Below are 11222 nucleotides of genomic sequence, written 5' to 3'. Positions count from 1 at the left end.
TCGATGTCGTCTCCCTGGCGAAGCACACGTGCGGCGGCTCGGAGCAGGCAGGCTCCGGGGCCATGGGTGGCTGGTGGCGAGGGCGTCCCCGGCGAGGAAACGAGGCAGCAAGTGGGAATGACCGTTCACCCCGGAGGCCGAGCCTTCCGGCCGAGCTCCGCTTCCGGCGGTACTCGGCGCCTCGACCTCCGCCTGCGCCATGAGCGGCTGGCGTTCGTCAGGATGCGCACGTCGCAGGACCGGTTCGCGGACGCGATCACTGCCTTCGCGGGCACGATGGGCTTCGTGTACGTCCATGTCGTCTGGTTCGCGGTGTGGATCGCCCTCAATCTCAGGCTGTTCGGCTCCGTTGCCGTCTTCGACCCCTACCCGTTCGGGCTGCTCACCATGATCGTGAGCCTGGAGGCCATCTTCCTGTCCACATTCGTCATGGTGAGCCAGAATCGGCAAGCGGTACGTGAGAACGTCCGGGCCGACCTGGATTTCGAGACCAATGTGCGCGCCGAGGTCTGGGCGGTGCACACGGGTAAGGCGCTCGGCCTGAATCCGCAGGAGATCGAGCTTCACGTCCAGGAGATCATCCAGCAGAGCAGGAGCGCGATGGAACCGGGGTCCGGGGTTCCTCCGGTGGCCCCGGATGCGCTGTGAACGTGGACTTGCAACGCCTGAGGCTCGGCATGTCCGGCGCGCGCAAGCGGCCGGATGTTGTTCAACGGTCAGGGGCTTACCCGACCACCCACCGGTGGAGGCTCATGCCATTGCCACGGCACGGGGTGGCGGGTCCGATCCTTCGGGTGCGCTTTGCGGCGTCCACCAGGGCCGGCAACCGGGTGACGACGTTGAGGCTGCTGCCGGTCAGGGTGACCGGCAGCACCGTGCCGCTCCCGTCGGTGATCAGGTGGCGTTTGTGGCCTGCTCGCTCCCGGTCGACCGGCGACGGGCCGGTTGGTCTCCGCTTTCCGTAGCCGTCGTGTGCCGGCACGACGCACACGACGGCTACGGAAACGACATACAGCTGGACAGGCAGCCTTCGCCGTCGGCTATGAGGCCAGCCTGATGCTTGTCGGTGTTCCCCGCTGGGCCATCTTCGTGTAGGGGCACAGCGAATCGGCCTTCTCCACGAGCGGGGCGGCGACGGCAAGGTCGATGTCCGGCCATCTGACCTCAAGGTCGACGTGCAGCAAGTAGCCGCCGTCCGCAGGGTCCCGTCCGAAGGCCACGGTCGCCTCCACGGAGATCGCTGCGGGGTCGAGCGCGGCCTGCCGTGCGACCAGACTCAGCGCCCCGTGGAAACAGGCGGCCATGCCGGCGGCGAACAGCTGCTCGGGATTCGTCCCCTGGCCGTCGCCGCCCAGTTCTGCGGGCATGCGCAGGTTGAGATCCAGGACTCCGTCGCCCGAGCGTGCCCTTCCCGAGGCCCGCCCGTGACTCACCACCCCCCCGCTCACCGTCACGGCCGTGGTGTAGATCGGGGCGAAGGCCTTGCCGTCGAAGTCTTTGTCGGTGGACAGATTGGGCAGCCGGGTCCGCTCAGTCATGGCATGACTCCGTCAGCGGTGCAGTACACGGCCGGGCGCTGAGCCGAAAACGACGCGGGAAAGGTCGCGTCCGTCGGCCTTTTTACGTCACGTGGCCTCTTTGTGCCGTGCCGCCATGCGATGCCGGATTCCGCGCCATGGGCAGAGCCCAATGGACTCGTAATGTCGTATGCCATATTTGGTGCACCTTCGCGTATGGAGGGTTTCCAGATGCGGACAGTCAGTTGACCGACACGTCCCCGCTGTTGTGACAGTCGGTGGTGTGCGGCTCGCTCGGCGAGTGCCTCAGCCCTGGCCAAGCGGCGAACGGGCATGTACCGGGCGTCGACGGACATGTGCCGGGCGTCTCCGAAAGCACCGACGGTCGCCCGTTCGCCCACGACGCGGGCCCTGCGCCATCAGACATTCCGCGCCCACGGCTCTTCGTGCAGGTGCACGCCAGATTGGGCCGTCGACCGCTTCGGCCACGAACCCGTCCCCGGCAGTCGGGCAGCATGTGCCCAGGCCAAACCCATATTGCCCACATATAGTGGCTTATGCAATCAATTCAGGCGTACTACCGGCGAAAGGGCATGTCATGAAGTTCGCAGTCATCGGCGGTACGGGACTGATCGGGTCGCAGGTCGTCAAGAACTTGAACGCCGCCGGACACGAGGCGGTACCGCACTCGCAGTCCACGGGCGTCGACATCATCAGCGGTCAGGGCCTGGACGAAGCGGTCATGGGAGCCGACGTCGTCGTCAACCTGACGAACTCCCCGACCTTCGACGACGCCTCCTTCGCCTTCTTCCAGACCTCGATGGACAACCTCCTGGCGGCGGCCGACAAGGGTGGCGTCGGACATTTCGTCATTCTCTCGATCGTCGGCACGGACCAGGTGCCCGAGATGGACTACTACCGCGCCAAGGCGCTCCAGGAGAAGATCCTCGCGGATGGGCCGATCCCCTACTCGATCGTCCGAGCCACGCAGTTCATGGATTTCATGGATGCGGTGCTGTCCTGGACCGCCGACGCGGACAACGTCCGACTGCCCGCCACGCCCATCCAGCCCATCGCCTCCAAGGACGTGGCGGAAGCGGTGACGGAGGTCGCCATCGGCGCCCCGCTGAACGGGATCCGCAACATCGCCGGCCCCGAGATCTTCCCCCTGGACGAACTGGGCCGGATCACCCTGTCCCACAAGGGCGACCACCGTTCCGTCGTCACCGACCCCACCGCCGGCATGTTCGCCGTGGTCAAGGGCGACGTCCTCACCGACAAGAACGCCCACCTCGCCCCCACGCGCTACACCGACTGGCTCTCCTGAGGAACTCGCGCTGTTCGGGGCGCCCGACGAGTTGGCGGCGTTCCATCCGGCGCCGGTCGCGTCCTGGGGGTTCGGGCGCCGGCGGCTGCCCCAGAAGCAGCCGTGCGGCCCGTCGCACTGGTGGACATGGGTACGGCATCCGGATCGCCGCGCAGCCTGGCGTGAGGTGCACGGCAGGTGCTCCGACGGAAGGCCTTCGGCCAGGCTCTCGTGCGACGGGCCCGCCAAGGCGAGCTTCGTCCGGGCCGTCGCGGCCATGCAGCGGTCAGCGGGAACCACGGAGCAGCGGCTGCGAAGAAGGCCGTCTGCCGCGGTCTCGGCAGCCGGGGACCGCGGTTCGACTGCGGCACCGCCATGGCCCTGGCCATGGCGGTGACCGGGCTGTGCGCAGCCGGGAGGTCAGTCGGTGGGCCGCGGGGCACGCAGGTGGGCCCGCTCCTTCAGTTCCTCGTCGTCGACCAGGGTGAGCATCGGCTGGTTCGGCGCGCACATCATGAACACGATGTACTTGGCCGGCGCGTCCGACGAGGCGTTGCCGTTCTGGTAGTGGATCACGTCACCGCCGGGCTCCCAGAAGGTCTCACCGGCCTTGATCACGTGCTCCGGCTCACCCTCGAGCTCCCACCGGACCGCTCCTTCCAGGACGTAGCCGAAACACGGCCCCGAGTGGCGGTGCGGAGGAGTCCCAGGGTGACCGGGAGCCCACTCGACGAGGACAGTCATCCCCGAAGCACCCTCAGGAACGAAAGGCGGTTTGACGTCCGCCAGCATCTTGGGTCCGAAGCCGTCCTCTGAGTGCATTTCGTGCATGGTGATAAACCTCCGTAGACCGGCCCGGAACGGACGATCTCGTGTCGGCAATTCCGGGCTCACAACAAATTGCTTTACAGCGAAGACAAAGCGTGGACCGCATCTGTGACACGCCGCGAGCCCCCTGCTCTGCGCACAGCGAGCTTGCTGCTTTGCGCACAGCGGGTCGGCGGTCGCCCCCATTCGGCCAACGCGACATCGAGAGCGCGGCGGCACCACGGTGATGTGTGTAGACATGCGGCCACGCCCATACCGGGCCCCGAAGAAACCGGCTCAGCCGACCACGTGTCGAGCGCGATCGGCTGGCGCCCGGAAGCCGTTCTCCGCGCGAAGGCAGCGGTGACGCGGACGAAGCACCGTCCGCGTCCGGCTGGACTCCGGCTCTGGCTCAGCCGAACATGCCGACCTTGTAGCTGCCGGCCGGCTGCTGGGTGACGATGTTGATGCGGTTGTAGGCGTTGATGATGGCGATGAGGGTCGTCAGCGCGGCGAGTTGGTCCTCATCGAAGTGCTTGGCGGCGTTCGCCCATGCCTCGTCGGTGACACCACCACTCGCGTCCGCGACGCGGGTGCCCTGCTCGGCCAGTTCCAGCGCGGCGCGCTCGGCCTCGGTGAAGACCGTCGCCTCCCGCCAGGCGGCGATCAGGTTGAGCCGCACCGAGGACTCCCCGGCGTGGGCGGCCTCCTTGGTGTGCATGTCGGTGCAGAAGCCACAGCCGTTGATCTGGCTGGCGCGGACCTCCACCAGATACTGAATGGTGGCAGGCAGCGTCGAGTCCGACAGCACCTTGCTGGCCGAGAAGAGGTGCTTGAGCACCTTGCCGGCGAGGGGATTGCCGTAGTAGTTGAGGCGTGCGTCCATTGGCCCTCCTGGCGAAATCGCTGGTACGCACTACTGACCGGACAGCCCGGCAAGGTGTGACACCGAAGCGCGGTGTGATGCAGGTGTCGGTGGCCAGGGCAGCGTTGTACAGCCCCGGCTGTGGGTCGTGCCCCGAAGGACTTCGCGGTTTCGGTGCAGGCGTACTCGAACGCTTCGCGCAGCACGTACGTGGCCTGCGAGGCTCGCAGGCCCGTCGCATCGGCACAGTGCCGAGGACTGTCACAAAAGTGGCAAGAGTGCGGTCCTAGGTGCTGTGAACGGCTGACTTCACCCCACCCACGCACATCTTTGACCGGTCGGCACCGGAGTACCTCCGTGTCGGCAGTCGGTCTCTCACCTGCCCACGCTGTGACAGAAAGGCCGCCATGAGTGATCCGTTCCGGCCCACTGAGTTCTCTGCGACGAGCGAGCTCGACCAACTACCCGACTGGGACACCGAGGAGACCGCCGAATGGCAGGCATCACTCGACGCTGTCGTGCGGAACGCAGGGCCGGATCGGGCGGTGTACCTGCTGCGACGAGTGCACGAGTACGCGGCCAGGTCCGGGATCGCCCTGCCCGGGCTCTTGTCCTCGGACTACATCAACACGATCCCCGCGTCCGCGCAGCCCGTCTTTCCCGGTGATGTCGCCGTGGAGTCCAGGATCACCGCCGTGAACCGCTGGAATGCGGCAGCGATGGTGACACGCGGCTCCCGCCTGGGGCTCGGCGGTCACATAGCCACCTACGCCTCGGCGGCATGGCTCTACGAGGTCGGGTTCAATCATTTCTTCAAAGGCAAGAACGGGGACGGCTCGGGCGATCAGCTGTACGTGCAGGGGCATGCCTCGCCGGGCATCTACGCCCGAGTGTTCCTGGAAGGACGCCTCGACGAGAAGCAGTTGGACAGTTTCCGGCGCGAGGCCGGCGGCCACGGACTGCCCTCCTACCCCCACCCCCGCCGCCTGCCGTGGCTGTGGGAGTTCCCCACCGTTTCCATGGGACTTGGCCCGCTCGCCGCCATCTACCAGGCTCGGTTCAACCGCTACCTGCACGCGCGCGGCATCAAGGACACATCCGGGTCCCGCGTATGGGCGTTCCTGGGGGACGGGGAAATGGACGAGCCCGAAGCGACGGCCGCGTTGGCGCTCGCCGCCCGCGAGGGGCTCGACAACCTGACCTTCGTCATCAACTGCAACCTCCAGCGCCTCGACGGCCCCGTACGGTCGAATTCCAAGATCGTTCAGGAACTTGAGGGCCGGTTCCGCGGAGCGGGCTGGAAGGTCGTGAAGTCCCTCTGGGGCGAGGCCTGGGACGCCGTGCTGCGACAGGACACCACAGGGGCCCTCGTCCACCGACTCGGCGAGGTACCCGACGCCCAGATGCAGACGTACGCAGCGCGGGACGCCGCCTACATACGCAGGCATTTCTTCACCGGTGATGCGCTCTCCGGCATCGCCGCCCGGCTCAGCGACGCGCAGCTCACCGATCTGTTCGAGAACTCGCGCGGTGGGCACGAACCCCTCAAGGTCCATGCCGCCTATCGCGCCGCAGTCCAGCACCACGGAGCACCGACCGTCGTCCTCGCCCAGACGGTGAAGGGCCACACGCTGGGCGCGGGCTTCGAGTCCCGCAACGCCAATCACCAGATGAAGAAGCTGACCATGGCGCAGTTCCGCGACATGCGGGACGTGCTTGAACTTCCCATTCCCGACAGCGCGTTGAGCGGCGACCTGGTGCCGTACTGGCACCCCGGTGAGAATTCGGAAGAGGTGCAGTACCTGCGCGACCGGCGTACGGCTCTGGGAGGCCCCGCCCCGGTACGCAAGGTGGTGGCCAAGCCGATGCAGCCGCCCCCGGCGGGGCCCTTCGAGTCCCTGACGAAGGGCTTCGGCAGACAGGAAGTGGCCACCACCATGGCTCTTGTCCGACTGGTCAAGGACCTGATGCGCGTCGAGGAGACCGGCCGGCGCTGGGTGCCGATCATCCCCGACGAGGCCCGCACGTTCGGCATGGAATCCCTGTTCCCGACAGCCGGCATCTACTCGCCGCACGGTCAGACCTACGAACCGGTCGACGCGGATCAACTGCTCTACTACCGCGAGGCCAAGAACGGCCAGCTCATCGACGAGGGCATCACCGAGGCCGGCTCCATGGCCGAGTTCACCGCTGCGGCGACCTCGTACGCCACTCACGGCGAGCCCATGATCCCGTTCTACATGTTCTACGCCATGTTCGGTTTCCAGCGAACCGGTGACCAGTTCTGGGCCCTGGCAGACCAGATGGGGCGCGGGTTCGTCATCGGGGCGACGGCCGGCCGTACGACCATGACAGGTGAGGGGCTGCAGCACGCCGACGGACATTCCCATCTGCTGGCATCCGCGAATCCGGCCGCGGTGAGCTACGACCCCGCCTTCGCGTACGAGATCGCCGTGATCGTCAGGGAAGGGCTGCGACGGATGTACGGCGACCAGCCCGAAGACGTCTTCTACTACCTGACGGTCTACAACGAGCCCAAGCAGCAGCCGGCCATGTCAACCGGGCCGGAGGTCGAGGAGGGGATCCTCCGGGGCATCTACCGGTTCCGGCAGGCGGAGCAACTGGGCGCGGGGCCGCGGATCCAGTTGCTGGCTTCCGGCACGGCCATCCACTGGGTGCTGGAGGCCCAGGAACTGCTCACCTCCCAGTGGGGAGTCCAGGCTGACGTGTGGTCGGTGACCTCCTGGACGGAGCTGCGCCGCGACGGCATGAGCGCCGACAGGGCGCGGCTTCGGGGTGAGGAGCGCGTTCCGTACGTGACGGCTGCGCTGTCGGGCGCTCCAGGGCCCGTTCTGGCGGTCAGCGACTGGATGCGGCAGGTGCCCGACCAGATCAGCCAGTGGGTGGGGCAGGACTACACGTCGCTGGGTACGGACGGGTTCGGGCTGTCGGACACCCGTGATGCCGTACGCCGCTATTTCCATGTCGACGCCGAGTCGATCGTCGTCGCCGCCCTGGACCAGTTGGCGCGGGTGGGCGCAGTCGTCCCGGAGATGGTTGTCCAGGCTCGCGATCGCTACGGCCGCGCTGCGATCGCATGAGGAGCAACCGAGAGCACGGTCGCCCGCCGGCTGGAGCAGCTCGGCGAGACAGCACAGGCTGACCTGGCGCTTTCCCCCTGGGCCGCCCACGCGCAGCGAGCGGCCCAGGACCGGGAGCGGCTAGGCCGAGGACGGCCGGCGGAAGTGGACCTCGATGGCCGGGACGAGCCGTTCCATCAGTTCCTCGAAGTCAAGAGAGGCCAGCGGCTCCACCGCGAGGACATAGCGCAGTGTGGCGAGGCCGACCAGTTGCGCGGACACCAGTGACGTGAACGTCGGTGTCCGCTCGGTCTCCTCGGAGGCGATCCGGCCCAAGCACGACACGAAGGCCGCCTCGAACTCGTTGCCGAACGTCTTGGCCGTCGTCTCGTCCGACAGGCCGGCCCGGTAGACGGCGACCAGCGCGGGGCGGGTCGACTGGTCCTCCCAATGGGAGAGGAACGTCCGCGCGATCCGCTTCCCACGGTTCTCCTCCCGGACCTTCCTCTCCTCTCCCTCTTCTTCTCCCTCCTCCGTCTTCTCCGGCCGGGACTCGAAAACGGCGGACATGTCGATCCGGGAGGAAACGGCCTCTCGGAAGAGGCCGTCCTTGTTGCCGAAGAAGTGGTGGATCAGCGCGGGATCCACGTCCGCCCGCTGGGCGATTCCGCGCATCGTCGTGCCCGCATAGCCCCCACCAGGACCGGGCGACCACCCGGTCTGTGACACCGGCCGCGTCGGCGAAGCGCTGGGCCATGAGGCGGCCCCGCGGATGGCCAATCAGGACTCGCGTGGTGAAACACCAGGAGCAATTGACCTGTCAGAAAGAGGGAACCGTCCGCGGCGACCGGCCCAGGGCTTGTTCGGCCCAGATGGTCTTGCCCGCCGAGGTGTAGCGGGTGCCCCAGCGCTGAGTGAGCTCGGCGACCAGGAACAGTCCCCGGCCGCCCTCGTCGCTGACCCGGGCCCGGCGCAGGTGAGGGGCGGTGCTGCTGCTGTCGGAGACCTCGCAGATGAGAGACCGCTCCTTGATCAGCCGCAGGCGGATCGGTTCGTTGCCGTATCGGATCGCGTTGGTGACCAGTTCGCTTACCACCAGTTCCATGGTGAACGCGGCCTCCTCCAGCCCCCACGCGGTGAGCCGCTCGTCCACCAGTTTGCGTGTCTCCGCCACAGCGGCCGCGTCTGCGGGCACGCCCCACTCGGCGACCTGTTCCTTGCGGAGGAGGCGGGTGCGGGCGACGAGCAGGGCGATGTCGTCGGTTCGCGTCTCGGAATGCAAGGACTCCAGGACTGTGTCGCACAGTTCTTCCAACGAGGGCACGGACCGGGCCAGGGCGTTCCGCAACTCGTCGATTCGGTCATCGACGTCGTGGCCGCGGGTTTCGACGAGTCCGTCTGTGAACAAGGCCAGCAGGCTGCCCTCGGGAATGGTCAGCTCCGTAGCCTCGAACGGCAGGCTGCCCAGCCCGAGCGGAGGCCCGGCGGGCACGTCGACGACCTGCGTGGTGCCGTCCGGACATACCAGGACCGGGGGCGGATGACCTGCCCGGGCCAGCGTGCAGGTACCGGACACGGGGTCGTAGACGGCGTACAGACAGCTGGCGCCGATGTCGCCGGGGATCGCGTTGTAATCGGTGGCACCGGCATCGGTCTCGTCGCCCGTCTCTTCCGCCGGGTGGGTCACCATGTCGTCGAGGCGGGTGAGGAGTTCGTCAGGCTGCAGATCGAGGTCCGCGAGAGTACGTACCGCCGTCCGGAGCCGGCCCATGGTGACCGAGGCGCCGATGCCGTGGCCGACGACGTCCCCGACGACCAGGCCGACGCGCGTACCTGGCAGGGGGATCACGTCGAACCAGTCCCCACCCGCCTCGGTGGCGCGGTCGGCGGGTAGGTAGCGGGCAGCGGTCTCCGCGCCCGGATGCACGATCGGGCCACGAGGCAGCAGGGTGCTCTGCAGGAACAGCGCGATGCCGCGTTCGCGGGTGAACCGGCGGGCGTTGTCCAGGCAGATCGCAGCACGGGCGACCACGTCCTCGGCGACGGTCAGATCGTCGGCGGCGAAAGACTCGTGCGAGGTGCCATGGCGGAAGAAAGCGGCAGCTCCGAGAGTGGTGCCGCGGGCTCGGATCGGCACCGTGATCAGCGAGTGCGCTCCACCGGCGCGTAGCTCAGCCGCGGTCGCGGGGGCGTCGGCGAACCAACGGGCCATCTGTGGATCGGTGACGTCGTGCAGTTCCGCCCTCCCCGTCGCCACACTCCTGCTGACCGGTGAGGAAGCCGGGTGCCACCGCGTCTCGCCGAGGGCGGGACGTGCCCCCGTCGCGAGGAATTCAGGCCGTTGGGCGGCTCGGCGCAGCAGAACGGGGCCGGAGGGAACAGACGCGGGCAGATCACCGCCGAAGACCTCCTCGAACAAGTAGACGCTGACAACGTCCGCGAAGCGGGGCACGAGGAGCTCGGCGAGCTCGTCAGCCGTTCCCTCCAGTTCCAGGCTGGCGCCGATGCGGGTGCGTGCCTCGCCGAGCAGGGCCAGCCGTTCTCGTGACTCGTACTGCTGGGAGTAGTCGTACGCCGACATCGCCACTGCGCGCACCCGGCCGACCGGGTCCTTGAGCGGGAAGTAGTCCACGGTCCAGGCGTGCGCCTTCGGTTCGCCGGGGACCTTCAGGAAAGCCTCTCTCTGTGCCGGCTCGCCCGTCGCGGCCACCCGCCGGATCCATCGGTCGTTCTCGATCAGCGAGGCATCCGGGATCAGGTCGCTGACGCGCCGGTCCCGGAGTTCGTCCTCGCGCAGGCCGGTGGCCCGGGCCATCGTGTGGTTCTGCTTCAGGCTCCGGGCTTCGCAGTCGAATACCCCGAGGTGGGCGGGGTGCTGCTCGAACACCCACCGCATCAACGCCTCGTCTCCGGGCTCCTGCGTACCCGACCGAGCCTCCGCGGCCACCTGGGGCTCCGCGGTCAGGAGGAACCCGCCAGGCAGTTCAGAGGCCACCAGTGGCGACAAGCAGACCCGCGCCTCGACGGAGCGGCCGTCACGATGCAACAGCGCCGCCCCGTCGGCGGTGAGGAGACCGGTGAGCGACGTGCCGATGACTTCCTCGGGCCCGTAACCCCACAGTGCCTGTGCGGCGCTGCTCCAGAGGACTATGCGGCCCGAAGAGTCCGAGACGGCGATGGCCGCGGCTGTGTCGACGTGGAGCGGTGCCGACCCCGGAGGCAGCGGGCCCGACCGCGCGTGGGAGTGTGCCATGGTGCCTACCTGGTGTGCCGTGCCGGATGACCGCCGGATTACCTTCGCCATCGGCTCTATTTCACGATCGTTCCCCGAACGACCGCCGTCAAGGCAAGCCTCGAGTACCCCGGGGTGATCCCGCGCCGGCGTTGTCAGGCCGCAGCGGAGGCGGGCACAGTCACAGTTTGTTTCAAACGATACCGTATTGGATGAATGGGTGGCTGGTAACCTGGAGTTGTGATTGCCGACGCTCCTCACCCCTCGGCCGGTTCGCGTGCGACCGACCGTCCCGGGGACACCTCGCCCTTTGCTCTCGGCCTGTTGCTGCGGCGGGCGCACTGGCGGGCGGCGGGGGTGATGACGGAGGCGCTCCGTCCGCTCGGTATCGAGTTGCGGCACTTCGCGGTGCTGC

General features: G+C 67.8%; 8 protein-coding genes and 1 pseudogene. 3 read left to right on the top strand and 6 right to left on the bottom strand.

Features of this window, described 5'->3' with window-relative positions; all coding sequences use genetic code 11:
- Positions 1-222 precede the first annotated feature (222 nt).
- Entirely contained in the window at positions 223-648 is a 426-nt protein-coding gene (locus tag AB0D59_RS02735; protein ID WP_362559886.1) for a DUF1003 domain-containing protein, read from the top strand.
- A gap of 160 nt (positions 649-808) precedes the next feature.
- Here AB0D59_RS02735 and AB0D59_RS02730 read toward each other — a convergent pair.
- Positions 809-952 (bottom strand): annotated as a pseudogene (locus AB0D59_RS02730) (IS5/IS1182 family transposase); the annotation flags it as partial.
- Positions 953-1040: 88 nt separating this feature from the next.
- The gene (locus AB0D59_RS02725) at positions 1041-1538 is read right to left on the bottom strand and encodes an Ohr family peroxiredoxin (protein ID WP_362559884.1); all 498 of its coding nucleotides are present in this window, start codon (positions 1536-1538) and stop codon (positions 1041-1043) included.
- A gap of 577 nt (positions 1539-2115) precedes the next feature.
- Here AB0D59_RS02725 and AB0D59_RS02720 point away from each other — a divergent pair.
- Positions 2116-2844 (top strand): SDR family oxidoreductase, encoded by a 729-nt coding sequence (locus AB0D59_RS02720; RefSeq protein WP_362559883.1) that lies wholly within the window; start codon positions 2116-2118, stop codon positions 2842-2844.
- 399 nt (positions 2845-3243) lie between these two features.
- Here the strand turns inward: AB0D59_RS02720 and AB0D59_RS02715 are convergent, their stop codons facing one another.
- Both AB0D59_RS02715 and AB0D59_RS02710 read right to left on the bottom strand, forming a co-directional pair.
- The gene (locus AB0D59_RS02715; RefSeq protein WP_362559881.1) at positions 3244-3645 is read right to left on the bottom strand and encodes a cupin domain-containing protein; all 402 of its coding nucleotides are present in this window, start codon (positions 3643-3645) and stop codon (positions 3244-3246) included.
- 397 nt (positions 3646-4042) lie between these two features.
- Positions 4043-4516: a carboxymuconolactone decarboxylase family protein gene (locus AB0D59_RS02710; protein WP_362559879.1), complete on the bottom strand. Its 474-nt coding sequence runs from the start codon at positions 4514-4516 to the stop codon at positions 4043-4045.
- 386 nt (positions 4517-4902) lie between these two features.
- Here AB0D59_RS02710 and aceE point away from each other — a divergent pair, with 386 nt between their 5' ends.
- Positions 4903-7596 (top strand): pyruvate dehydrogenase (acetyl-transferring), homodimeric type, encoded by a 2694-nt coding sequence (gene aceE / locus AB0D59_RS02705; RefSeq protein WP_362559876.1) that lies wholly within the window; start codon positions 4903-4905, stop codon positions 7594-7596.
- A gap of 120 nt (positions 7597-7716) precedes the next feature.
- Here aceE and AB0D59_RS02700 read toward each other — a convergent pair whose 3' ends face one another.
- Together AB0D59_RS02700 and AB0D59_RS02695 are read right to left on the bottom strand one after the other, a co-directional pair.
- Positions 7717-8304, bottom strand: a complete 588-nt coding sequence (locus AB0D59_RS02700; protein WP_362559874.1) for a TetR family transcriptional regulator — start codon at positions 8302-8304, stop codon at positions 7717-7719.
- 91 nt (positions 8305-8395) lie between these two features.
- The gene (locus AB0D59_RS02695) at positions 8396-10828 is read right to left on the bottom strand and encodes a SpoIIE family protein phosphatase (protein ID WP_362559871.1); all 2433 of its coding nucleotides are present in this window, start codon (positions 10826-10828) and stop codon (positions 8396-8398) included.
- Between the last annotated feature and the right edge of the window lie 394 nt (positions 10829-11222).

It is taken from the genome of Streptomyces sp. NPDC048417 (assembly GCF_040651615.1).
Taxonomy (GTDB): domain Bacteria; phylum Actinomycetota; class Actinomycetes; order Streptomycetales; family Streptomycetaceae; genus Streptomyces.
The sequence above is the reverse complement of the archived record's forward strand: the minus strand, read 5'-3'. Positions and strand labels throughout refer to the sequence as shown.

Coding starts and splice junctions, on each gene's coding strand:
- AB0D59_RS02715 (WP_362559881.1), bottom strand. CDS start 3,645: ATGCACTCAGAGGACGGCTTCGGACCCAAGATGCTGGCGGACGTCAAA.
- AB0D59_RS02725 (WP_362559884.1), bottom strand. CDS start 1,538: ATGACTGAGCGGACCCGGCTGCCCAATCTGTCCACCGACAAAGACTTC.
- AB0D59_RS02720 (WP_362559883.1), top strand. CDS start 2,116: ATGAAGTTCGCAGTCATCGGCGGTACGGGACTGATCGGGTCGCAGGTC.
- aceE (WP_362559876.1), top strand. CDS start 4,903: ATGAGTGATCCGTTCCGGCCCACTGAGTTCTCTGCGACGAGCGAGCTC.
- AB0D59_RS02735 (WP_362559886.1), top strand. CDS start 223: ATGCGCACGTCGCAGGACCGGTTCGCGGACGCGATCACTGCCTTCGCG.
- AB0D59_RS02710 (WP_362559879.1), bottom strand. CDS start 4,516: ATGGACGCACGCCTCAACTACTACGGCAATCCCCTCGCCGGCAAGGTG.
- AB0D59_RS02695 (WP_362559871.1), bottom strand. CDS start 10,828: ATGGCACACTCCCACGCGCGGTCGGGCCCGCTGCCTCCGGGGTCGGCA.